Genomic DNA, 22,407 nt, shown 5'->3' with positions numbered 1-22,407 from the left:
CCGAAAGGCGAGGGTGGGGGGACGTGCGGGGGGATCGACATGTCGTTGTGGACATGTCATACGGAAAAAGCTACGCACGTAGACCGTGACGCGAAAGAGCTTGCCGGACTGTCATTGGCCCAGGCCTGTGGCGGGGTGGCCGGGGCGGGTGCGAGCTGGGCCGACCGCCCGCGGCCGCAACCAACTTTCAGCCGTGGGCGGTTGACCGCCGGGCGGTGCCGCCCGGCCGCGCGCCCGGCCGTGCCGCCCGGCTCCCGGCGGATGGCCCGGGTCGCGTTCACGCCAAAGCGCCCCTGCCGGCCCCGAGGCCCCATTGAGGAGTCCGGGCCCCACGGGCTTGCATGACCATGACCAGTCGGCGCCCACCGGCGCCACCGGCCTCCCGCGCGGCCGACGCCGTCCGCGGGGGGCACCCCGCAACGGCCCGTGGAGGAACGACCTTGCACAAGCCCAGAGCAGGCAGAGCCGGAGCAGGCACCGACCGGGGGAACAGGACGGCCGGCTCACCGGCCCGGGGCGCGGGGGCCGCCGCCCTCCTCGGCGCCGCCGCCCTCCTCGCCACCGCCGTACCGGCGGCCCATGCCGCCCCCGCGCCGCGGGCGCAGGCCGCCGACGTGGTGCCCGGCACCGGCACCGCGACGCCCGCTCTCGTGGACGGGCTCCACGAGAGCGCCGACGCGAAGGCGGCGCCCGCCGACGCGGCCCGCGGCCACCTCGCCGCCGAGGAGAGCCGCTACCGGATAGCCGACCCCGGCCGCGACCTCACCCCCGTCCAGACCCTGCGCCAGGGCGCGGACGAGACCGTACGGCTCCAGCAGAAGCACCACGGTGTGGAGGTGCTCGGCGGCCAGTACGTGGTGCGGATGGAGAAGAAGGACGGCAGACGCGTCGTCACCGGCACCTCCGGCAAGTACTTCACCGGGCTGACCGCCGCCACGACGGCGACGGTCACCGAGGACCTCGCGGTGCGCCGGGCCGTCTCCTCGGTCGCCGCCCGCCTCGGCGGCGCCACCCTCGGCAAGAAGGACGTCCGGTCCTCCGAGGGCGCGAAGACCGCCGCGGCGGCCGCGCTCACCGGACGGGCCCAGGGCCTGGTCGTCGTCCCCAGGGGCGCCGGCGTCCTCACCTACCGCGTCACCGTGCGCGGCACCGACCCCGCCACCGGAGGGCCGGTCCTGAAGGACGTGTACGTCGACGCCCGCGCGGGCTTCCCGGTGCTCCAGTACAGCCTGATCAGGACCCTCACCGCGGACCGGCCCTCGGCCAAGCCCCCGGCGGCGGGGGCGAACGCCGTACCGCGGGCGTCCACCGGCAAGCCCGGCCCCGGCGGCAGCGGCAGCGGCGTCCGCTCCAACGGCGACCACGTCCCGCTGGAGGTGGCCTACGACGGGGCGGCCCGGCAGTACAGCCTCGTCGACCGCGCGCGCATGGCGGCCACCAGCAAGAACACCCTGCACACCTGGGACGCCCGCGCGGTCGACGTCGACGACGCCTCGGGCCGCTGGCCGGACGGGCTCAAGGACTTCACCAACCCGTCCCCCCACTACAGCGGCGACGCGACCGAGTCGGGCGCGGTCGACGCCCACTGGGCGGCCGGGCAGGTCTACGACTACTACAAGAAGGTGCACGGCCGCGACAGCCTCGACGGGCGCGGCATGGCCATCGACTCGCTGGTGGGCGTCACCTACGCGGGCGGCCCGTTCGTCAACGCCTTCTGGGACGGCCGCAAGATGGTGTACGGCGCGGGCGACGAGCAGTACCGGACGCTCTCCGCCGACCTCGACGTCGTCGGCCACGAGATGACCCACGGGGTGGTCGAGAACACCGCGAACCTCGTCTACGCGGGCCAGTCCGGCGCCCTCAACGAGGCGCTCGCGGACTACTTCGGCAACGCCATCGACACCACCGCGAGCGGTACGGGGATGGACGACCCGGACTCCGGGCTCCTCGGCGAGGACCTGTGCCGCACCGCCAAGCCCCGCGACTGCGCCTTCCGGGACCTCAACGACGGCCGCACCACGTCCAAGGACTACCTCGGCGTCACCTTCTCCACCGACAACGGCGGCGTCCACCTCAACTCGACGATCTTCTCCGGCGCCCTGTGGGACATCCGCCAGGACCTCGACCCGAAGGACCCCTTCCTCGCGGACCGGCTCGTCTACAAGGCGCTCTCCACGTACCTGACCCCGCTGGACGGCTACACCGAGGCCCGCGACGCCGTGGTCGCGGCCGCCAAGGACATGGGGCTCTCCGCCCGGCAGCAGAACACGGTCAAGCGGTCGTTCAGCGCCCACGGCGTCGTGCCCGGCTGGGAGAACGCCCTCGGCATCGACTCCGACCGCCTCTTCGGCAAGGTCAACACCACCGGGACGGGCACGGCCGCGGGCGGCGGCCGGTGGGCCACCTCCCAGTCCAACGACGACGGCACCGAGGCCTACTCGGTCTACGCCGGACGCGTCGACGGCAGGGGCACGCCCAAGCTGATCAGCCCCAACGACGGGCGCTACCACGTGTATCCGGCCACCGACGGCAGCACGGTGGTGTGGGCCGCGTTCGGCGCCACCGGCGTCGACATCCTCTCCCGGCCGCTCACCGGCGGCCCCGTCAAGACGCTCTACACCTCCTCCACCACCGTCCAGAACCTGCGCGTGGAGCACGGCACGGTGGTCTTCGAGATGTTCGACACCTTCGGCGGGCGGCACGTCGGCTTCCTCAGGCCCGGTGACCGCGAGCCCACCCTCGTGGACGGCGGCGGGTACGAAACCGGCAGCGCGCTGCCCTCGCTGCGCGACGGCAGGATCGCGTACGCCAAGCTCTACCGCAGCGGCGACGACCACAAGCTGGGCGTGGAGACGTACGAACTCGCCACCGGCGCCACCAGGCTCGTCCAGCAGCTCGGTGAGCCGCAGGGGATCGGCCAGACCGGCATCACCGGCAGGAACGTGTTCTGGCTGGTCGACGAGAACATCGCCGACCAGGGGCAGCTGGCGGTGCGCCGCTCGCAGCTCGACGGCTCCGGCGCGGTGGACCTCAGCCCCGAGGCCGGGCCCGGTGCGCTGATCCCGTTCGACCTGACGGCCTCGGACGAGGCGGTCACGGTGAACACCACGCTGCCGGACACCCAGTACCGCAACGAGACGCTGCCCAAGCTCTGGCAGTTCAGCGCCGACGGCACCCGCAAGGAGCGCCTGTCCTGCAACCGCGGCGAGCAGCTCTACCCGTCCGCCGCGGGCGGCCGCCGGGTCGTGTGGCTGGACGGCACCACCGGCTGGACGGACCTGGTCACCCGGGAACGCCCGGCCGGCACCTGCTGAACGCGCTCCGCGCGTGACGCGTGACACGTGATTGAGCCAAAGGGCCCCCGGCGCTCGACGCCGGGGGCCCCGGCCCCGGGGGACTGGGAAATACTGTGCCGTCCAGGCAGCATGGGATGGGAGCTGATGTGCACGGTCCGGACCAGGAGTTTCTCGCACTCGAACGCGAGCTGGCGGTGTTCCTCAGGCGTGCCAGGGCATCCTCCGGCGAGATGGCCCGCGCGGTCCATCCCGAACTGGAGGCCGCGGCCTACGGGCTCTTCGTGCGCCTGGAGGAGGGCGGCCCGCAGCGGGCCACCGAACTCGCCGCGTACTTCGGTGTGGGCAAGGCGACCATGAGCCGCCAGCTGCGCGCCCTGGAGGACCTGGGCCTGGTGGCGCGCGAGCCGGACCCGGCCGACGGGCGCGCCTCGCTGGTGCGCCTCACGGAGGAGGGCCTGGACCGCTTCCGCCGGGTCCGCGACGCCCGCCGCGCCCAGTACGTCACCAAGCTGGCCGACTGGGACCGAGGGGAGATCGCGGAGCTGGCGCGGCTGCTGCACCAGCTGAACGCCAGGGCGGACATGCAGGAGCCGGGCGCCCCGCGTCCCTAGGGCCTGTCCGACGGGTCCCAGCGGCGCGCAGCCGCCCCCCGCGCGGCCGCGCCCGTGGGCGCGACGGACCCCGTCGGCGGCCCGGCGGTCCGGCCTCACAGCTCCACGTACACGGCGGTGGCGTCGTCGTGCGTCTTGCCGCCGCGCAGATACGTACGGCCCGCGCCGGCGTCCGCGCGCTCCAGCTCCCGCACCCGGTCGATCAGCCCCCGCGGGCCCGCCTTGGCCACCAGTGCCAGGCACCCCGCCCAGTCGCCCTCGCGGAAGGTCTCCACCCACCGCGTCGCGCCGTCGGTCAGCGCGGCCAGCGCGCGTACGTCCCGTACCGGGGTGCGCCCCGTGACCGCGCGGTCGGCCACCGAGGGGTCCGCGGCGGCGGTGAAGAAGCCTCCCTCCTTGTTGCGGGCGCGGGCGTCGGCCACCTCGTCCGAGATGAGCAGATCGCCCGGCAGCCGCTCCAGCCGGTCGTCCAGGACCGCCCGGACCACGCCGTCCGGGGACTCCAGGAGCAGCGCGGAGTCGGAGAGCACCAGATGCTCCACCGCCTCCTCGTCCCAACGCGCCAGGACGACGGTTGCCTGAGGAGTACGCGGGTGAGAAAGGTCACAGGTGCCCCGGTGGGCGTCGGCGGTGCGCCCGATGGACTCCGCGAGGATCCCGGCCAGCGGCATGTCGCGCCGCGAACCGGACAGTTCGGTCAGCGCGCCGCCGAGCCGGGCGGTGAACCAGGGCACGTCGTGCACGCAGCCGCCGTTGTCCGGGGGCGGGGTCACCCCGTCGAGCACCACCAGCACCCCGCCCCGCCCGGCGGCGGGCAGCGCGGTGGCGGCCCAGTCCTCGTTGGGGCGTGCGGGGTCTCCGGGGGCCGTGGCGAGCTCGATGCGCATGCGGCCAGTCTGCACGACGGCTCCGGCCCGCCCCCTGGACACCCAATTGGCCTGGACCAGTTGGGCGGGCCGGGCGCCGCGGCCCTGGCCGGCGGCCCTCCGGAAAGCTGTGGGCGGGCATCCTGCCAAAGCCCGCGCGGAAGTTCCAACCGGCCTCCCACAAGAGCGGGGGCGGCCATTCCGCGGGAGTTGAACGCCAACTCCCGAGTGTTGTTCACTCGTTCGGGTGGCGGAGTGGATGTTGCATGCCTCCTTCCCAAAACCACTGGAATGGTCGGAAGCCGTGCAGGGGTGGGAACGCGTCGCACACGACGCAAGAGACGCGTGACCGGTCGTCACCTCGGCTTCATGGTGGACGAGTCAAGATTGAGAGCACCGGTGCAGAACAAGCGGCCTCGGGGCAAGGACGGCGAGACCGTCAAGGGCGCCGCGGGCGCCACGCGTCCCGTGCGCGTACGGACCCGGCTGGTCACCTCGGTCGCCCTGGTCTCCCTCACCGTCCTGGGCGCGGGCACCCCCGCGCTGCTCACCGCCTCCTCGGACCTCAACGAGTCCCAGCGCCTGGTCACCCTGGCCGAGCTCAACCAGCAGGCCGTCACCCTGGCCCACGCCCTCGCCGACGAACGCGACGACCTCACCGCGTACATCGCGGGCGGCCGCGACCCGCGCAAGGACGCCGCCCTCAAGGACCGCGCCACTCGCGTCGACCGGCGCGTCGACGAGATCCGCGCCACCGCCCCCGCCGCCCTCGGCCGCGACCTGGCCACCGTGCCCTCGCTGCGCCGCACCGCGCTGACCGGCAAGGGCACGGCCCTGGAGGCGCACCGCACCTACTCCGACGTGATCGGCAAGCTGCTCGGCCTCGCCGACGAGCTGGCGGCCCGCACGCCCCCGCGCGCCGCCGGGGCCTCCCGCGCCCCGGCCGACCTCGGCCGCGCCGTCGAACAGGCCTCCGCCGCCCGGGGCCTGCTGGTCGCCGCGCTCTCGGTGCCGCAGAAGCCCACCATCCCGGTCTACGACCCGATCACCGGGCGGTACGTCCAGAAGGACACGGGCGACGGCGAGGAGGGGCGCACCCGGGACGCCCTGAGCGCCGCCGGGCAGCAGGCACGGGTGCGCGAGCAGTCCGCGCTCGCCGATTTCGACCAGGCCGCCCCCGCCGCCGCCCGCGAAAAGCTCTCCACCACCGTCACCGGCCCCGACGTGGACGCGGCCGAGCGCTATCTCGCCCGCCTCACCGACCAGCCCCAACTCGGCTCCGCCGACCGCAGGCTGGGCGCCGACAAGGTGGCCGCCGCGCTCACCGCGCGGATCGACCGGATGCGCGGTACCGAGTCGGCGCTGGCCGCCGCCGAGGTGAAGCGGTTCGCGTCGCTGCGCGACGACGACGTGACCGGCCTGGAGCTGCGGGTCGCGCTGGTCGGCGCGCTGCTGCTGCTCGCCGTCGGCATCTCCTCCGCCAGTGCCCGCGGCCTGACCCGGCCGCTCGCGGTGCTCCGGCGCGGCGCGGCGCGGCTCGCGAGCGCCCCCGAGACGGAGGAGCCGGTCCGCTTCACCGGCCGCAACGACGAGTTCGCCCAGGTCGTCCGCTCCCTCAACACCCTCCACGACCGGCTGCGCGAGCACGCGGGCCGCGCCGACACCCTCGCCGCGCAGCTGGACGAGGCCCGCGAGGACCGCACGGCCCTGGCCGCCGAACGCGCCGAACTGGCCGAGTCCGTACGGGAGCTGACCGCCCAGGTCGAGCGGGCACGCGGGACCGTGCAGCACACCTTCGTCAACCTGGGCCTGCGCAGCCTCGGCCTGGTCGAGCGCCAACTCGGCATCATCGAGGGCCTGGAGGAGCGCGAGCAGGACCCGGACCAGCTCGCCACGCTCTTCAAGCTCGACCACATGGCCACGGTCATCCGCCGCCACGGCGAGAACCTGCTGGTCCTCGCGGGCGCCGAGCACCACCACAACCATCCGGGCCCGGTCCCGCTCGTCGACGTGCTGCGGGCCGCCGTCAGCGAGATCGAGCGGTACGAGCGGGTCGTCATCCAGGCCCTGCCCCCGCACGCCCAGGTGGCCGGGTTCGCCGCCGACGACCTCAGCCACCTGGTCGCCGAGCTCCTGGAGAACGCCACCTCCTTCTCCCCGCCGGACGCGCAGGTCCAGCTCTCGGGCTGGCAGCTGGAGAGCGGCGAGGTCATGCTCTCGGTCCAGGACGAGGGCATCGGCGTGAGCCCCGCCCGCCGCACCGAGCTGAACATGCGCCTGGCGGACCCCTCCTCGCACGAGCCGGGCGAACCCGGCACCGAGAGCGGTGGGCTCGGACTGCACGTCGCCGCGCTCCTCGCCCGGCGCCACGGCGTGCGGATCGAGCTGCGCGAGCAGAAGCAGGGCGGGCTCGCGGCGGTGGTCGTGCTGCCCGAGGCGATCCTGCCTAAGACACCCCCGGCGGCGCCGCACGTGGTCCCGGCGCAGGACGACGCCCCGCGCTTCACGCTGCCCGGCGCGCTGGCGGAGGCCAACTCCAACGTGCTGCCCGAGCGGGCCGAGCGCACCGCGCGGATCCCGCTTCCGCAGCAGACTCCCGCACCGGCGCAGGCCCCGGCCCCGGCCGACGCGGCAACGGAAGCGGAAGCGGAAGCGGGGGCGGAAGCGCACCAGCGGGTCGACGAGCCGACGTTCGAGATGCGGCTTCCGGCACCGTCACCCGAGGAGAGGGCACCGGAACCGCAGGCGGCCCCGGAACCGGCAACGAACGCTGCCCCGGGAACGGCACCGGAGCCCGAGGCCGGGCCCGCCTCCACCGTCCCGGCCCAGCGCGTCACCGACAAGGGGCTGCCCAAGCGCACCCCGAAGGTGGTCAAGTCCGGTCCCGCCGCCCCCGCCCCGCGCAAGGGCGGCGCGGAGATGGCCGACGCGCTGCGGCGGCGGCTCGGCGGATTCCAGCAGGGCGCCCTGGAGGGCCGCCGGCACGCCGAGACCGAGATCCAGGAAGTCCCGCGTACACCGAGCGAAGAAGAGCAGAAGAACCAGAGGCCACAGACGGGGGAGACAGTCGAGGAGGCACGCAGTTGACCGCGACCGGCACCGGCACGTTCGGACTGAGCAGCGAGGCCCGCAATCTGCACTGGCTGCTGCGGAACCTGGTCGAGGAGGTGCCGGGCCTGCTGTCGGTGGCGGTCGTCTCCTCCGACGGCCTGCTCCTGCTCTCGTCCGACCCGGACCAGCGGCAGCCCCGCACCGAGCCCCGCCCCGAGGGCCCGCGCGGCTCCAGCGCCGACCTCGCCACCATCGTCTCCGGCATCGGCAGCCTCACCCACGGGGCCGCGCGGCTCATGGACGGCGGCGGCGTCAAGCAGACCGTGGTCGCGATGGAGGAGGGCAGCGTCTTCGTCATGTCGATCAGCGACGGCTCGCTGCTGGGGGTGCACGCCACCCCGGACTGCGACGTGAGCGTCGTCGCGTACCACATGGCCCTCTTCGTCGGCCGCGCCGGACATGTGCTCACCCCCGAACTCCGCAGCGAGCTGCGCCAGTCGATGGAGGCCGTCCAGTGACCTCGTCCGCCCCCAAACTGCCGATACGAGGCGCCGGCCGCAAACCGGCGCGGGTCCGCCCGTACAGCCTGACCGGCGGCCGTACCCGCTTCGGTCACGTCCTGCTCGTGGAGACGTTCGTGGCGGCCATCGAGGCGCCCGAGGAGCGCAGGGCGCTGGGCGGCTCGCCGCTGCGGATGATGCCGGAGATGCGGGCGATCGTGGAGATCTGCCGTGCGATGCGTACGGTCGCGGAGATCTCGGCACTGCTGCGCATGCCGCTGGGTGTCGTCCGGGTGCTGCTGAGCGACCTGGCCGACCAGGGAAGAATTCGTGTGTACGGGACCGGGCACGGCTCCGGGCGGCCCGACCGCGCGCTGCTCGAAAGGGTCATGAGTGGACTCCGCCGCCTCTGAACTCCTGGTGCCGGACGCGCCCCCGGCGCCCGCGCCGCCCGCCGAGGAGGAGCTGCGGCCCTGGCAGCAGGACCGCACCCGGGCGCCCATCGCCACCAAGGTGGTCGTGGCGGGCGGCTTCGGCGTGGGCAAGACGACGTTCGTGTCGTCCGTCTCGGAGATCACCCCGCTCCAGACGGAGGCGGTGATGACCCGGGCGAGCGAGGACACGGACGACCTGTCGTCGACCCCGGAGAAGACCACCACGACGGTGGCCATGGACTTCGGCCGGGTCACGCTCGACGACGACCTCGTCCTGTACGTGTTCGGCACCCCGGGGCAGCAGCGCTTCTGGTTCATGTGGGACGACATCGTGCGCGGGGCGATCGGGGCGGTGGTGCTCGCCGACACCCGCCGGCTCTCCGACTGCTTCCCGGCGCTGGACTACTTCGAGAGCTGCGGCCTGCCGTACATCGTGGCGGTCAACCACTTCGAGGGCACGGAGTCCTTCGAGCCGGAGGACGTCCGGGAGGCGCTGACGGTGCCGCCGCACATTCCCGTCGTGATCATGGACGCGCGCGACCGGGTCACGGTGATCGAGTCACTGCTGGGGCTGGTGGCGCACGCGCTGGACGAGCTGCCGGAGTAGCGGGACGCGGTCCCGTGGGGGGGCGGTGTCCTCGGGGCGCGGTCCGTCCGGGGCGCGGCTCGTCCGGGGCGCGGCCTCCCTCCCCTCCCCCTTTCCTGTATCTGCTTCTCTATCTGCTGAGTATCGGAGCACATTCGCATGCGGAGAATCCTGATAGTCGGGGCCGGCCAGTCCGGACTCCAGCTGGCCCTCGGACTCCAGTCGAAGGGGTACGAGGTCACCCTGATGTCCAACCGCACGGCCGACGAGATCCGTTCCGGGCGGGTCATGTCGACGCAGTGCATGTTCCACACGGCGCTCCAGCACGAGCGGGACCTCGGCCTGAACTTCTGGGAGTCCCAGGCCCCGCGCATCGAGGGCCTCGGCGTCTCGGTGGCCGCCCCCGACGCCTCCCGGCCGATCGACTGGGTCGGCCGCCTCGACGGCTACGCGCAGTCGGTCGATCAGCGGGTCAAGATGGCGGGCTGGATGGAGACGTTCGCGCAGCGCGGCGGCCAGCTGGTGATCCACGGAGCGGCCGTCTCCGACCTGGACTTCTTCGCCCGTACCTATGACCTGGTGCTGGTGTCGGCGGGCAAGGGCGAGCTGGTGTCGATGTTCGGCCGCGACGCCTCGCGCTCGCCGTTCACCGAGCCGCAGCGGGCGCTGGCGGTCAGCTATGTGCACGGGCTCGGCCCGCGCCCCGAGCACCCCGACTTCGACGCGGTCCGGTGCAACCTGGTGCCCGGGGTGGGCGAGCTCTTCGTGATGCCGACGCTGACCACGTCCGGCCGCGCCGACATCCTCTTCTGGGAGGGCATCCCCGGCGGTCCGCTGGACGTCTTCCAGGGGGTCACGGACCCGGGTGAGCACCTCTCGCTGACGCTGGAGCTGATGGAACGCTTCACCCCGTGGGAGTACGCGCGGGCGACGAAGGTCGAACTGACCGACGCCGGGGGCACGCTGGCGGGACGGTACGCCCCGACCGTGCGCAACCCCGTCGGCAGGCTGCCCGGCGGCGGCCTGGTCCTGGGCGTGGCCGACGTGGTCGTCGCCAACGACCCCATCACCGGTCAGGGCTCCAACTCGGCGTCCAAGTGCGCCGCGTCCTACCTCGCGTCCATCGTGGAGCGGGGGGAGGAGGCGTTCGACGAGGCGTGGATGCGGGAGACGTTCGAGCGGTACTGGGCGACCGCTCGGCATGTGGTGAAGTGGACGAACGCGATGCTGGGGGTGCCGCCGGAGCACGTCCTCCAGCTCATCGGCGCGGCGTCCGAACTCCAGCCCGTGGCCGACCGCTTCGCGAACGGCTTCGACGACCCGTCGGACTTCGAGAACTTCTTCTTCGAGGAGGGGAAGGCGGGGGCGTACCTGGCGGAGGTGTCGGGGGCGTAGGGGTGCTGCCCGGGGGTGGGTGCGGGTGGATGGTGTTGCCCGCGCCCCTACCGGGCCTGGTGTGTGTCTGCGGCCCGGCGGTGGGTCGCTCGCGCAGTTCCCCGCGCCCCTTGTGGGGTCGGTGTTTGTCTGCGGCCCGGCGGTGGGCTGGTCGCGCAGTTCCCCGCGCCCCTTGTGGGGTCGGTGTTTGTCTGCGGCCCGGCGGTGGGCTGGTCGCGCAGTTCCCCGCGCCCCTTGTCGGGCCGGTGTGTGTCTGCGGGTTGTCTGTGGCCGGTCGCGCAGTTCCCCGCGCCCCTTGTGGGCTGCGGGGGAACGCGAGGGCGTAGCCGAGGTTTTCAGGGGCGCGGGGAACTGCGCGACCAGCCCACCACCGGCCCGCGGAGGAAGAACCGGTCCCGTCCAGCCCCCACCACCGGCCCGCGGAGGAAACACCTGCCCCCCGGCCCCCACCCCCGGAGGGTTTGGGGAAGGGGCGGGGTGGGGGCTACTCCTCCGGAGGAGTGTCCTCCCCGTACCCCTCGTCCGTCCCCTCCCCCAAAGACACCCGCAGGGGCCGGTACCCCCGCACACCCCCCACCCCAGGATCCGGCCGCACCGCCCCCAGCAGAGGGTTCGACGCGATCGGCGACACCTTCACCCGCGCCCCGGGCCGAGGCGCCTGCACCACCATCCCGTCCCCCACGTACAGCGCCACATGCGTCGCCCCGGGGTAGTACACCACCAGGTCCCCGGGCCGCAGCGCCCGCAGCGGCACCCGCCGCAGCGACGCCCACTGCTCCTGCGAGGTGCGCGGGATCGCACGCCCCGCGTGCGCCCACGCCTGCGAGGTCAGACCGGAGCAGTCGTACGAGGACGGCCCCTCCGCCCCCCACACATACGGCTTGCCCACCTGCCCCACCGCGTACCGCACCGCCTCCTCCCCCTCCGGAGACGGCGCCCGCACCCCGCTCAGCGCCCCCGTCGGCAGCAGGTCCCGCTGCGCCTTCGCCGTGCCCTCCCGCTCCAGCGCGGCGAGCTCGGCCAGCTCCTCCTCGCTCAGCGACGCCAGCAGGCCCTCCACGTCCTTCAGCCGCGCCCGCACCTCGTCCCGCGCCTGCCGCTGGCGCGCGGCCAGCGCCGCCTGCTCGTCCAGCGCCTTGCGCGCCTCGCGGGCCAGCGCGTCCGCCTGCTTCTCCGTGCGCGCCAGCCGCGCCAGCGAGACACGGTGCTCGTCCGTGGCGCGCCGCATCAGATGGCCCTGGTCGAGGGCCCCCTGCGGATCGCGCGCCAGCAGCAGCCGCATGTACGTGGAGAGGTCGCTGCGGCCCTGGTACTGCTCCCGGGCCAGCCGCCCCGCCGCCTCGCGGGCGTGGGCCAGGGCGGTCCGCGCCCGCGTCAGCCCGGCCGCCACCTTCTTCTCGTCCGCCGCGCGCAGTCTGAGCCGCTCCTCGGCCGCGTTGTACGTCTCGGACGCCTCCTCGGCCTGCCGGTACAGCGTCTGCAACTGCGTCAGCAGACCGGCCACCGGGCTCCGGGGCGGCGTGGGTGCGGCCTGCGCCGTGGGGACCGCGGACACGAGCGCCGCCGTGACGGCCGCCGCCGTGCACACCGTACGCAGGGATCTCATTGACACGTGCTCACCTCCGGTCGGATGGTGGCACGTTGATCCGGGGCGGTGCGCGTCGAGCCGGGCGAATGATGCGAATAACTCCCCCGTCCGGCCGTACCCCGGCGCGGACACTTGCCGACAGCGGCGGTCGACGGATACGGCTGTGGCAGACGGCTACCGCACCGGCAGCGCGTACAGCGTCGCCCCGTGCCACACCACCGCCGTGTCCGCGCCCGCCGCCACCGCCCGGTAGCCTCCCCGGTCCGCCGACTGCTCCCTGGTGCCCGCGTCCTGGAACTTCCACAGCCGTTCGCCGCTCGCCGCGTCCAGCGCGGTCACCTGGAACGGGTCGAGTGCCAGGACCGTACGGCCGGAGGCGCTCGCCACCGCGCGGGTCTCCACCGCACCGGCGGGTGCCAGGTCCGTGGACCCGACCCACACCTCCCGGCCGTCCGCCGCCGCGACGGCGGCGACCCTCGTGCCGTTGTCGGGCGCGTAGACGACTCCCTTGTCCAGCAGGGGCGTTCCGTAGAGCGTCGTGCCCCTGGCACGCTGCCAGCGCTGCTTCCCCGTCTCCAGGTCGAACGCCTGGAGGCCGCCGCCGGCCGTGGTGAGCAGTACGCCGTCGGGCGAGAGCACCGCCGTGTCGGTGGGCAGCACCGTGCCGTACGACCGCGACCACAGGTCCTTGCCCGTCTTCGGGTCGACCGCGAAGAACTCCGCGAGCACCTGCTTGGCACCCTTGGGCGGGCTCGCCGCCGGGCGTCGCGCGATCAGCCGGCCGCCGACCACCTCCGCCCACGCGAACGTCTCGCCCCGGCCCAGCGGGCGCCGCCACAGCGTGGTGCGGGTGGCGATGTCGTACGCGTAGAGCGCGGTGTCCCTGCCGGCCGTGGCGGTGAACCAGAGCGTCGTGCCGTCGTGCGCGCGCACCTCGGGGGTGCCCATGCCGGGCGCGAGCCGGGCGTACGCCACCTTCTGGCGGACCGCGCCGTCCGCCACCGCGAACCAGGTGAACTCGGTGGGGCCGACGCCGAACGCCACCGCCGGGTCCGCGCCCGCCGGCTGGAGCTGGGCGACACCGGCCAGTTCGGGGCGGTGCCACAGCTGGCGGCCGGTGCGCAGGTCGACGCCGGTGAGCGCGGTACCCGGCACGACCAGGACCGCGCCCTGCACGAGCGGGGTGCCCAGGAGCTTGCCGCCCGGCACCGCGTATCCCCAGCGGGCGGCCGGGGGAGCCCCGGGCACCGGCTTCGGGAGGGCGGCGGGCTTGCTGTCGGCGGCGGGGACCTCGGTGTCCGTGCCGTCGCCGTCGAAGGCCAGCACCCCGGCCGCGCCGACCGCGAGGCCGGCCGCCGCCGCGAGCCCGGCCGTCAGCAGCGAGCGCCGGTCGCCGGTGAGCCGGGACAGGACGCCCCCGGCGGTCCCGGCCGCCGCCGTGGCCCGCTCCGGCGGTGCGGGCGCGGGCAGGGGCTGCGGGGCCCGGGCGGGCGGCTGCGGGGGAGCGGCCGGGTGGCCGTCGGCCCCGGGGGCGGGCAGCGGCGGTACGACGGCGGGCGGCACCCGGTCCGCGACCACCGGACCGGGCAACTCGCCGGCCTGCGCGGCCCGTTCGGCGATCGCGGCGGTCAGACGCGGGGGCAGCCACCCGGCGCCCGGCAGCGGGGCGGCCCCGCCGGGGGCGAGCTCGGCGGCCACCTCGGCCGGGGCCGGACGCGCCCCGGGCGCCTTGGCCAGACAGCGCCCGAGCAGCGGGCGCAGGGCGGCCGGGACCGGCGTGAGGTCGGGGACGGCGTGTGCGATGCGGTGGGCGGCCGCGTCGGCGGGGCCGGAGTCGAACGGCCCCGCGCCCCCCGCCGCGTACGCGAGAAGCATGCCCAGCATGAAGACGTCGGCCGCCGGGCCCGGCTGCTCCCCGGCAACCTGCTCCGGCGTCAGATAGCCGACCGTGACCCCGAGCCTGCCGCCCTCCCCGGCGCTCGCCGCACTGGCGCCGCCGAGCACGCCGAAGGCGGTGACCAGCGGTCCCTCGGCGGTGAGCAGCACGACGTCCGGGCCCAGGCCCTGGAAGGCCTCGCCGGTCACCGCGTGCGCCCGCTCCAGGGTGGCGGCCAGCGCCGCGCCCAGGGTGCGCACGGCCGGTTCGGGCAGCGGTCCGGCGAGCGCCACCGCCTCCGCGAGGGTGAGCGCGGCGGTGAACGGGGTGGCCAGCCACGGCAGCCACTCCTCGGGGCCGGTCGCGAGGACCGGCGGCACCCAGGGTCCGGCGAGCCGTTCGGCGGCCCGCGCCTCGGCGCGGAAGCGGCTGCGGAAGGCGGGCAGCGCGGCCAGGTCCGGGCGGGCGGCGGTGACGCAGACCCCGCGTCCGTCCGCCCCGTGGGCGAGGTAGACCCGGGCGGTGCCGGTCTCGCGCAGTCTGGCCCGCATCCGGTACGGACCGAGCTCGCGCGGTTCCTCGGCGGTCAGCGCCTCCATGGTTCAACTCCCCCTGCGGCACGGCGTGGACCAGCGAGCCTATCGCGCCCCACGGACACCGTGAGCACGCCCTAGGCGCGGGGCTTGGGCCTGCTCCAGGGCCAGCGGCGCGGCTCGCGCCCCTCGGGAACGTAGGTGTACTTCCAGCCGCGCGGCAGCCCGAGCCGCCGGCTGTGCCCGGCGGGTTCGAGCCGGTACGCGTGGACGGCCGGCGGTCCGTCGCCGCCGTCCGGGACCGGGATCTCGTACCACTGGGGCGGCTTGCCGGTGGGGCCGAGCAGGACGGGCAGCACGCGCCCGTCCAGGGGGCCGCCCACAAAGAGGGTGTTCTCGCTCTGCACGCCTCAAGTGTCACACCCGCACGGCCCGCGCCGCGCGCGTCAGAGCAGGTGGGTGGCGTCGGAGAGGACGGGGATCACCCGGCGGGCCAGCACTCCGGCCGCGCCGTCGCCCGACTCCAGGGCGAGGGCCGCCCGGACGACGGTGGCGGCCTGGGGGTCGGTGGCGGCGGTCACGGTGAGCAGGGCCACCAGATGGTCCACCAGCCAGTCGCGCAGCTCCACGAGCGGCGGCTGCTTCTCCTCGTCGAGCCAGATGAGGGAGGCGGCCTCGACCGCCGCTATCCAGGTGCGCACCATCATCCGCAGCCGCGCACCCGGATTCTCCACCCCCAGGTGGAGGAGGATCTGCTCGGCGGCGGCCCGGCGCACCTCGTCCACGATCGCGGTGGTCCGTGAGGTCTCGGCGACGCTGCCGCCCTGGAGCAGCGCGGAGAACCCGGCGTCGTGCTCGTCGACGAAGGCCAGATAGCGGTCGAGGGCGTGGGCCAGGCGCCGGGTGAGCGGGCCGCTCTGGGCCTGGGCGAAGCAGAGTTCGAGCTCGTCGGCGGCCGAGCGCAGCGCCGCCTCGTACAGCTGCTGCTTGCCACCGGGGAAGTACCGGTAGACCAGCGGGCGCGAGACCCCGGCGGCCTCGGCGACGTCGTCGAGCGAGACGTCCTCCGGGGCCCGGTGCGCGAAGAGCGTGAGCGCGGCGCCGAGGAGCTGGGTACGGCGCTCCTCGACGCTGAGCCTGCGGTACGCGGGGGTGGCGGCCGGTGAGGTCATACGGGCAGCGTAATCCCCGTGTCCCGGCTTGACGCCGGTGCTCGCGCGCGGTTGGCCGGGAGCGAAGGGCATCCGGGCCGCTCAGGCCAGCAGGCCCGAGCTCTGCCACAGCCGGCGGCCGACCCCGCGCAGCACACCGATGTCGTCGAGGAAGTCGGTGAGCCGCCTGGCGCCGTTCTGCATGACCTCGCGCCGGTGCCCGCTCGCCCTCACCTGGGCGACGGCCTCGCGGCGGTCCAGGCCGACGTTCTCGTACACCTGGGGGTTGACGAAGCAGGTGGAGAAGACGCGGGCCGCCTCGCCGCAGCTCACCCGGGTCAGCTCCCGCTCCCAGGCGGGCGCGGTGACCATCTGGCGCCGCAGCTCCTCGCGGGCGTACCGGACATGGCGGGCCTCCTCCACCACGTGGATCCGGGTCACCCCGCGCATCAGGCTCTGCACCCGCTCGTCCGGGAAGGTCAGCCGCTGCATCCAGTCGAGGATCTCCTCGCCGAGCAGGGTGGCCGCGAAGGAGCCGGGGGTGGTGGAGACGGTCTTCAGGACGCGCGCGAGGTTGTGGTAGAGCCGGGGGACCGGGTAGGTGGGCGACCCGCTCTTCTGGATCATGCGCGCGAACATCATCGAGTGCCGGCACTCGTCGGCTATCTCGGTGAGGGCGTAGCGGACGTGGTTGCTGGTCACCGGCTTGTCGTAGATGTGGCGCACCAGGAGCTGCATCAGGATGATCTCGAACCAGATGCCGAGCGAGCCGAGCGAGGCGGCCTCGTGGCGGGAGAGCTCCTGGCGCTGCTCCTCGGACATCTTCCGCCAGATCGGGGTGTCGTAGAGGGAGAGCAGCTCCGGCGGCCAGAACCACTTGCCGTCCTCGAACGGCGCACTCCAGTCGAGTTCCTTGTCGGGGTCGAAGGAGTGCTTGGCGGACGAGGCGAGGAGCCGCTCGGCGACCTCCTCGCGGTCCCGGAGCAGTCCGAGCGCGTCGCGGAGCACTTCGCTTGTCGTCACGGTCGTCATGGCTGGGGCACCTCGGTGAGTCGGCCTCGAAGGGGGTTACCGGCGGTCAACTCTTATGAGACTGCCTGTCAGCAAGCTCGTCAATCCCTTGGGGCCGACTTGTTGACCCGGCGTCTACCACCGTGTGAGCCTGCCCGTGGACCCGCGTGTAACGGTCGGTCAGGGAAACCCGCGACGCGAAGGAGCCGCACGTGTCGACGCACGACCTGTATGTGAACGGCCCGCAGGACCCCCTCTGGGAGGTCCCCGCCTCGGGGGCGGCCCGCTTCAGCTGGGAGGCCATGTACCCCGGCCAGGAAAACGGCGCCGGCCGCGAGCGCCTCCTCGCCCTGTACCAGAAGGGCAAGGACAAGCAGTGGGACGGCGCCAAGCGCATCGACTGGGACATCGAGGTCGATCCGTACGACCCGCTGGGCACCCCCGACGAGGCGATGACCCTCTACGGCACCCGCTACTGGTCCAAGCTGACCGACAAGGACAAGGGCGAGCTGCGCCGGCACTACACCTCCTGGCAGTTCAGCCAGTTCCTCCACGGCGAGCAGGGCGCGATGGTGTGCGCGGCCAGGATCGTGGAGTCGGTACCGGATCTGGACGCCAAGTTCTACTCCGCCACCCAGACCATGGACGAGGCCCGGCACGCCGAGATCTACGGCCGGTTCCTGCACGAGAAGATCGGGATGCTCTACCCGGTCAACGACAACCTCCAGGGCCTGCTCGGCGACACCTTGCGCGACTCCCGCTGGGACATGCCCTACCTCGGGATGCAGGTCCTGATCGAGGGCCTCGCGCTCGCCGCGTTCGGCATGCTCCGCGACACCACCGACAAGCCGCTGCCCAAGCAGATCCTGGCGTACGTGATGCAGGACGAGGCCCGCCACGTGGCGTTCGGACGGATGGCCCTGCGCGACTACTACCGGCAGCTCGGCGACGCGGAGCTGCGCGAGCGCGAGGAGTTCGTCATCGAGGGCTGCTATCTGATGCGCGACCGGCTGCGCGGGGTCGAGGTCCTGGAGAACTTCGGCATCCCCAAGGCGGAGGCCGAGCGGTTCTCGGAGCAGAACGAGTTCCTGCACCTGTTCCGCAGGCTTCTCTTCAGCCGCATCGTCCCCTGCGTCAAGGACATCGGCCTGTGGGGCAAGCGCCTCCAGCAGGCGTACGTGGACATGGGCGTGCTGGAGATGGGCGACTCCAACCTCGACCTGCTGATGGCCGAGGACGAGGAGATCGCCGAACGCCTGGACGCCGAGCGGTTCGGCCGGGAGGAGATGGCGCGGGTCGCCGAGGTCGAGGAGGCGATCGCCCAGGGCGGCGCCACGGGCTGACCCGCGCCCGCCCCTGGCGGGGACCCGGCGGACGCCTCGCGGGAGCGGTGGACGTCTTGGCGGACCCCGGGTGGACGCTTCGGGGGAGGCGGCGCTCATCCGGTCAGCGCCGCCTCCATCACCGCCTTCGCGACCGGCGCCGCGTCCCCGCCGCCGCTGATGTCCGCGCGGTCGGCCTCCGCGTCCTCGACCACCACGGCCACCGCCACCGCCGGCTGGGCCGCGTCGTGGGCCCGCGCCCAGGAGATGAACCAGGCGTACGGGTGGCCCCGGTTGCCCACGCCGTTCTGCGCGGTGCCGGTCTTGCCGCCCACCCGCGCGCCGGGGATCGCCGCGTTGGTGCCGGTGCCCTTCTCCACCACGTCCACCATCAGCTGCTGGAGCCGCAGGGCGGTGGCCGGGGTCATCGCCTGGCGGTGGACGCGCGGGCCGTTCAGGGCGACCGGGGTGCCGCGCGCGGTCGTCGTCCGCTCCACCAGGTAGGGGCGCCGGAGCTCCCCGCCGTTGGCCACCGCCGCCGCGACCATCGCCATCTGGAGCGGTGTCGCCGTGGTGTCGAACTGGCCGATGGAGGAGAGCGCCAGCTGGTCCGGGCCCATCTTCCGGTCGAAGTTGGACGCGGCCACCGGCGAGGGGATCCGCAGCCCGGTGTCGTTGAAGCCGAACCGCCCCACCGCCTCCAGCATCCCCGCCAGCCCCACCTTCACCCCCAGATGCGCCATCACCGTGTTGCAGGAGACCAGCACGGCGTACGCGAGCGAGGCCCGGCCGCACCCCTCGGCCTCGTTGGGCAGGGTGGTGCTGGTGCCGGGCAGGACGTAGGGGTCGGGCGTGGTGGTCGGGGCGTCCACGTCGGTGACGGCGCCCGCGTCCAGCGCCGCCGCGGCCGTCACGATCTTGAAGGCGGAGCCGGGCGGATAGGTCTGCCGGATCGCCCGGTTGAGCATCGGCCGGCCGGGGTCGGCGTTCAGCGCGGCCCAGGCGCTCCTGACCGCCCGCCCGGTCCCCGACAGCCGCCCCGGGTCGTAACTGGGACTGCTGACCAGCGCGAGGATCCGGCCGGTGGCCGGCTCCACGGCCGCGACCGCGCCACGCCGGCCCGCCAGCCCCTGGAAGGCGGCCCGCTGCACGGCGGCCCTGATGGTGGTGACCGCGTGCCCGCCCGCCGGCCGCTTGCGGGTGAGGCCGCCCCACAGCGGCCGGAGCAGCGGGGAGGTGCCGGAGAGCACCGGGTCCTCGGCTGCCTCGACGAGCGTCGTGCCGTACATCTGCGAGGAGTATCCGGTGACCGGCGCGTACAGCGGCCCGTCGGTGTACGTGCGCTCGTAGCGCAGCGGCTGGCGGGTGTCCTTGGAACCGGTGACCGCGTCGCCGTCCACCAGGACGTTCCCGCGCGGCTGGCCGTAACGGGCCATCGGGACACGGCGGTTGGCGGGATCGGCGTCGAGCGTATCGGCCTGGAAGACCTGGACGCGGGCCGCGTTCACCAGCAGCGCCACCAGCAGGACCAGGCAGCAGGCGGCGGCCCGCCGGATGTGGCCGGTCATCGGCTTCCCGTCCGGACGGGGGCGGGCGCACCGGCGGCGGCCGGGCGCGGGGTGCGGGCGCGGTCGCTGACCCGGATGAGGAGCGCCACGATCACCCAGTTGGTGACGACCGAGGAGCCGCCCTGGGCCAGGAACGGCATCGCCATGCCGGTGAGCGGGATCAGCCCCGTCACCCCGCCCGCGATCACGAAGACCTGGAGGGCGAGGATCGAGGCGAGCCCGACCGCGAGCAACCGCCCGAACGGGTCGCTCAGGGTCAGCGCGGCCCGGTAGCCCCGGGCGACGAGCAGCCCGTACAGCAGGAACACCGCCGACAGCCCGGCCAGGCCCAGCTCCTCGCCCGCCGTCGCCAGGATGAAGTCGGACTTCGCGGCGAACCCGATCAGGACGGAGTGCCCGGCGCCCAGGCCCGTGCCGAGCATCCCGCCCGCCGCGAAGGCGAAGAGCGACTGGGCGAGCTGGCCGGGGCCCTGTCCGGCCTCGATGGAGGCGAAGGGGTGGAGCCAGTCCTGCACCCGGCTGTGGACGTGCGGTTCCAGGGAGCCGACGGCCGCCGCGCCGACGGCCGCCAGCAGCAGCCCGACCGCGATCCAGCCGGTGCGGCCGGTCGCCACGTACAGCATGATCACGAAGAGGCCGAAGAAGAGCAGCGAGGTGCCCAGGTCCCGCTCCAGGACCAGGACGACCACGCTGAGCAGCCAGATCGCCACGATCGGGCCGAGCACCCGGCCGGTGGGCAGCTGGAGCCGCCGGATGCGGCGGCCGGTGTACGCGAGCGCGTGGCGGTTGGCGGCGAGATACCCGGCGAAGAAGACCGCGAAGAGGATCTTGGCGAACTCGCCCGGCTGGAAGGAGAGTCCGCCCAGGCGCACCCAGATCTTGGCGCCGTTGACCGCCGGGAACGGGATCGGCGCCACCATCAGCACCAGCGCGGAGGCGGCCGAGAGATAGGCGTAGCGCGTCAGGACGCGGTGGTCGCGCAGGAGGAGGACGACCGCGGTGAAGAGCCCGACGCCGACCGTCGACCAGACGAGCTGGGAGGACACGGCCGTGCTGTGCGGGGTCTCCAGGTCCAGGCGGTAGATCAGGACCAGCCCGAGCCCGTTGAGCAGCACCGCGATGGGGAGCAGCAGCGGGTCGGCGTACGGGGCCCGCCAGCGCACGGCGAGGTGGGCGAGGAGGGCCAGCAGCCCGAGCCCCGCGCCGTAGCGGACCGCGTCGGGCGGGACGGCGCCGCTCCTGGCGAGGCCGACGCCGGCGTATCCGTAGACCGGGGTGAGGACGGCGCAGACCAGCAGAGAGAGCTCGACGCCCCGGCGTCCGGCGGGGGGCGGGGCGGGCGGGGGCGCGTCCGCCGCCGTCGGTGCGGTCATGTCGGGCAACGTAGCAAGCCGGGGCCCCTCTGTCCCCTTATGTCATAGTGTGCCGAGGAGTGGGACTTTTGACGGACCGTCACGGAGGAGTACGGCCATGGGGCCTGTGGAGTTCATCGTCCTCGCCTTCCCCGAGGAGCGGCTGCGGGTCCGGGCCGTCGACGCGCTCGTGGGGGTGCGCAGATCCCGTGCGGTACGGATGGTCGACGCGCTGGTCGTCACCAGGACCGCCGCGGGCGAGGTGTCCGCCGCCGAGCTCGACGCGTTCGAGGAGCTGGCCGGGGTGCTGGCCGGGCAGGGGGCGGAGCGGCTGATCGGTCCGGAGGACGTCGAGGAGGCCGCGGCCCTGCTCGCCCCGGGCAGTTGCGCCCTGGTCGTCCTGATCGAGCACCTGTGGGCCGAGGAGGCCGCCCGGGGGGTGCGGGCCGCGGGCGGGTACGTCGCCGGGTCGGTGCGCATCCCGCCGGAGCGCCTGGAGGAGGTCAGGGCGGCCGCGGCCGCGCGGGCGGGGACCGTACGAGAGGAAGGCTGAGCCATGTTCATCCGCCCCGCCCGAGCGGCGGTACGACCGGTCGAGCGCCCGGCGGGCGCCCCGCTGCTGCGCGGACTCCTGGTGGGCGGCCCCCGCCCGGCGCGCGCCACCCCCGGCTCGGGTGCGCCCGCCCCTGACCCCGGCGAGTCCGGCCCCGGCTCGGGGGAGTCCGCACCCGGCCCCGGTGCGCCCGCCCCCGATTCCGCCGCCCTGGTGGACCTGCTGAGCCGCCTGGGAGAGCTGGCCCAGCAGGGAGTGCTCACCTCCGAGGAGTTCACGGCCGCGAAGGCACGCCTGCTCGGACGGTGAGCCGGGCTCAGCACCAGCGGGGCGCCGAGCCGATGTTGGCGATGTAGTACGCCGAGCCCCAGGCCCAGGTGCCGTCCTGGAGCAGGTACCAGACGCCGTTGCCGTGGACGCTGCTGCCGCGGGTCTTGCAGAAGAGGTGGACGATCGCCCCGTACGGCGCGAACGCCACCACCCTGCTGCTGCGGGTCGGCTTGTCCCGCAGGTAGAGGCCGGACGAGGCGGTCACCCGGCCCTTGTGGACTGCGGTGGGCGCGGATTCGCCGGCGGCGGCGGGAGCGGCGGCGGCGAGGACGGCGGCCGCTCCGGTGGCGAGGGTCAGGCCGAGCAGGGCAAGCGGGTTATATGGGGACACAGTGCCTCCTGGAAAGGGGAGGGCCGCGCACCGCGGCTCCTTGGCTCGCCCCG

19 protein-coding genes are annotated in these 22,407 nt (G+C 74.2%); 10 read left to right on the top strand and 9 right to left on the bottom strand.

All coding sequences use genetic code 11. The features are described from left to right. The first annotated feature begins 440 nt into the window (after positions 1–440). On the top strand, positions 441–3,314 hold the full coding sequence (locus tag ACZ4MU_RS05185) for a M4 family metallopeptidase (protein ID WP_467871123.1): 2,874 nt from the start codon (positions 441–443) through the stop codon (positions 3,312–3,314). 116 nt (positions 3,315–3,430) lie between these two features. Beyond that, positions 3,431–3,907: a MarR family winged helix-turn-helix transcriptional regulator gene (locus ACZ4MU_RS05180; RefSeq protein WP_406554249.1), complete on the top strand. Its 477-nt coding sequence runs from the start codon at positions 3,431–3,433 to the stop codon at positions 3,905–3,907. A gap of 95 nt (positions 3,908–4,002) precedes the next feature. Here the strand turns inward: ACZ4MU_RS05180 and ACZ4MU_RS05175 are convergent, their stop codons facing one another. After that, positions 4,003–4,794, bottom strand: coding sequence for a hypothetical protein (locus ACZ4MU_RS05175; protein WP_467871119.1), 792 nt, complete (start codon positions 4,792–4,794; stop codon positions 4,003–4,005). A gap of 378 nt (positions 4,795–5,172) precedes the next feature. On the opposite strand from ACZ4MU_RS05175, the gene ACZ4MU_RS05170 reads away from it, so the two are divergent. From ACZ4MU_RS05170 to ACZ4MU_RS05150, 5 genes are all read left to right on the top strand, one after another. Next, the gene (locus tag ACZ4MU_RS05170; protein ID WP_467872222.1) at positions 5,173–7,860 is read left to right on the top strand and encodes a sensor histidine kinase; all 2,688 of its coding nucleotides are present in this window, start codon (positions 5,173–5,175) and stop codon (positions 7,858–7,860) included. Next, the gene (locus ACZ4MU_RS05165) at positions 7,857–8,342 is read left to right on the top strand and encodes a roadblock/LC7 domain-containing protein (RefSeq protein WP_467871116.1); all 486 of its coding nucleotides are present in this window, start codon (positions 7,857–7,859) and stop codon (positions 8,340–8,342) included. Before ACZ4MU_RS05170 ends, ACZ4MU_RS05165 begins: the two co-directional genes overlap by 4 nt. After that, a complete protein-coding gene (locus ACZ4MU_RS05160; RefSeq protein WP_467871113.1) occupies positions 8,339–8,737 on the top strand; it encodes a DUF742 domain-containing protein in 399 nt (132 codons plus the stop codon). Before ACZ4MU_RS05165 ends, ACZ4MU_RS05160 begins: the two co-directional genes overlap by 4 nt. Next, positions 8,718–9,365 carry a GTP-binding protein gene (locus ACZ4MU_RS05155; protein ID WP_467871110.1) on the top strand — a complete coding sequence of 216 codons (648 nt, stop codon included), beginning with the start codon at positions 8,718–8,720 and terminating at the stop codon, positions 9,363–9,365. The genes ACZ4MU_RS05160 and ACZ4MU_RS05155 overlap by 20 nt, the downstream gene beginning before the upstream one ends. 138 nt (positions 9,366–9,503) lie before the next feature. Next, on the top strand, positions 9,504–10,739 hold the full coding sequence (locus tag ACZ4MU_RS05150; RefSeq protein WP_467871108.1) for a styrene monooxygenase/indole monooxygenase family protein: 1,236 nt from the start codon (positions 9,504–9,506) through the stop codon (positions 10,737–10,739). A gap of 484 nt (positions 10,740–11,223) precedes the next feature. On the opposite strand, the gene ACZ4MU_RS05145 is transcribed toward ACZ4MU_RS05150, so the two are convergent. The 5 genes from ACZ4MU_RS05145 to ACZ4MU_RS05125 all read right to left on the bottom strand — a co-directional run bounded on the left by ACZ4MU_RS05145 (position 11,224) and on the right by ACZ4MU_RS05125 (position 16,919). Next, positions 11,224–12,351: a C40 family peptidase gene (locus ACZ4MU_RS05145; RefSeq protein WP_467871106.1), complete on the bottom strand. Its 1,128-nt coding sequence runs from the start codon at positions 12,349–12,351 to the stop codon at positions 11,224–11,226. Between the two features lie 150 nt (positions 12,352–12,501). After that, positions 12,502–14,802 carry an outer membrane protein assembly factor BamB family protein gene (locus ACZ4MU_RS05140; protein ID WP_467871103.1) on the bottom strand — a complete coding sequence of 767 codons (2,301 nt, stop codon included), beginning with the start codon at positions 14,800–14,802 and terminating at the stop codon, positions 12,502–12,504. A gap of 71 nt (positions 14,803–14,873) precedes the next feature. Continuing rightward, positions 14,874–15,143 carry a hypothetical protein gene (locus ACZ4MU_RS05135; RefSeq protein WP_467871101.1) on the bottom strand — a complete coding sequence of 90 codons (270 nt, stop codon included), beginning with the start codon at positions 15,141–15,143 and terminating at the stop codon, positions 14,874–14,876. Between the two features lie 39 nt (positions 15,144–15,182). Beyond that, the gene (locus ACZ4MU_RS05130) at positions 15,183–15,908 is read right to left on the bottom strand and encodes a TetR/AcrR family transcriptional regulator (protein ID WP_467871099.1); all 726 of its coding nucleotides are present in this window, start codon (positions 15,906–15,908) and stop codon (positions 15,183–15,185) included. An 81-nt stretch (positions 15,909–15,989) separates the two neighbouring features. Further along, a complete protein-coding gene (locus ACZ4MU_RS05125) occupies positions 15,990–16,919 on the bottom strand; it encodes an AurF N-oxygenase family protein (RefSeq protein ID WP_467871097.1) in 930 nt (309 codons plus the stop codon). Between the two features lie 191 nt (positions 16,920–17,110). Between ACZ4MU_RS05125 and ACZ4MU_RS05120 the strand changes: the two genes are divergently transcribed. Next, positions 17,111–18,241, top strand: a complete 1,131-nt coding sequence (locus ACZ4MU_RS05120) for a ferritin-like domain-containing protein (RefSeq protein WP_467871095.1) — start codon at positions 17,111–17,113, stop codon at positions 18,239–18,241. A gap of 95 nt (positions 18,242–18,336) precedes the next feature. On the opposite strand, the gene ACZ4MU_RS05115 is transcribed toward ACZ4MU_RS05120, so the two are convergent. Both ACZ4MU_RS05115 and ACZ4MU_RS05110 read right to left on the bottom strand, forming a co-directional pair. After that, positions 18,337–19,788 (bottom strand): penicillin-binding transpeptidase domain-containing protein, encoded by a 1,452-nt coding sequence (locus ACZ4MU_RS05115; RefSeq protein WP_467871093.1) that lies wholly within the window; start codon positions 19,786–19,788, stop codon positions 18,337–18,339. Then, positions 19,785–21,161, bottom strand: coding sequence for an FtsW/RodA/SpoVE family cell cycle protein (locus ACZ4MU_RS05110; RefSeq protein ID WP_467871091.1), 1,377 nt, complete (start codon positions 21,159–21,161; stop codon positions 19,785–19,787). The genes ACZ4MU_RS05115 and ACZ4MU_RS05110 overlap by 4 nt, the downstream gene beginning before the upstream one ends. A 97-nt stretch (positions 21,162–21,258) precedes the next feature. On the opposite strand from ACZ4MU_RS05110, the gene ACZ4MU_RS05105 reads away from it, so the two are divergent. Then, entirely contained in the window at positions 21,259–21,693 is a 435-nt protein-coding gene (locus ACZ4MU_RS05105; protein ID WP_467871089.1) for a DUF6325 family protein, read from the top strand. Between the two features lie 3 nt (positions 21,694–21,696). Then, the gene (locus ACZ4MU_RS05100; RefSeq protein WP_467871087.1) at positions 21,697–22,002 is read left to right on the top strand and encodes an SHOCT domain-containing protein; all 306 of its coding nucleotides are present in this window, start codon (positions 21,697–21,699) and stop codon (positions 22,000–22,002) included. Between the two features lie 7 nt (positions 22,003–22,009). Here ACZ4MU_RS05100 and ACZ4MU_RS05095 read toward each other — a convergent pair whose 3' ends face one another. Next, positions 22,010–22,354, bottom strand: a complete 345-nt coding sequence (locus tag ACZ4MU_RS05095; RefSeq protein WP_467871084.1) for an SH3 domain-containing protein — start codon at positions 22,352–22,354, stop codon at positions 22,010–22,012. Between the last annotated feature and the right edge of the window lie 53 nt (positions 22,355–22,407).

Source organism: Streptomyces sp. NPDC026377, assembly GCF_055567715.1.
This window is presented reverse-complemented; position numbering and strand designations above follow the sequence as displayed.

What these genes read in the sequence shown, in the direction of transcription:
- ACZ4MU_RS05180 (WP_406554249.1), top strand. Translation starts at nt 3,431, where the DNA reads ATGGGAGCTGATGTGCACGGTCCGGACCAGGAGTTTCTCGCACTCGAA.
- ACZ4MU_RS05175 (WP_467871119.1), bottom strand. Translation starts at nt 4,794, where the DNA reads ATGCGCATCGAGCTCGCCACGGCCCCCGGAGACCCCGCACGCCCCAAC.
- ACZ4MU_RS05150 (WP_467871108.1), top strand. Translation starts at nt 9,504, where the DNA reads ATGCGGAGAATCCTGATAGTCGGGGCCGGCCAGTCCGGACTCCAGCTG.
- ACZ4MU_RS05140 (WP_467871103.1), bottom strand. Translation starts at nt 14,802, where the DNA reads ATGGAGGCGCTGACCGCCGAGGAACCGCGCGAGCTCGGTCCGTACCGG.
- ACZ4MU_RS05130 (WP_467871099.1), bottom strand. Translation starts at nt 15,908, where the DNA reads ATGACCTCACCGGCCGCCACCCCCGCGTACCGCAGGCTCAGCGTCGAG.
- ACZ4MU_RS05125 (WP_467871097.1), bottom strand. Translation starts at nt 16,919, where the DNA reads ATGACGACCGTGACGACAAGCGAAGTGCTCCGCGACGCGCTCGGACTG.
- ACZ4MU_RS05115 (WP_467871093.1), bottom strand. Translation starts at nt 19,788, where the DNA reads ATGACCGGCCACATCCGGCGGGCCGCCGCCTGCTGCCTGGTCCTGCTG.
- ACZ4MU_RS05110 (WP_467871091.1), bottom strand. Translation starts at nt 21,161, where the DNA reads ATGACCGCACCGACGGCGGCGGACGCGCCCCCGCCCGCCCCGCCCCCC.
- ACZ4MU_RS05105 (WP_467871089.1), top strand. Translation starts at nt 21,259, where the DNA reads ATGGGGCCTGTGGAGTTCATCGTCCTCGCCTTCCCCGAGGAGCGGCTG.
- ACZ4MU_RS05100 (WP_467871087.1), top strand. Translation starts at nt 21,697, where the DNA reads ATGTTCATCCGCCCCGCCCGAGCGGCGGTACGACCGGTCGAGCGCCCG.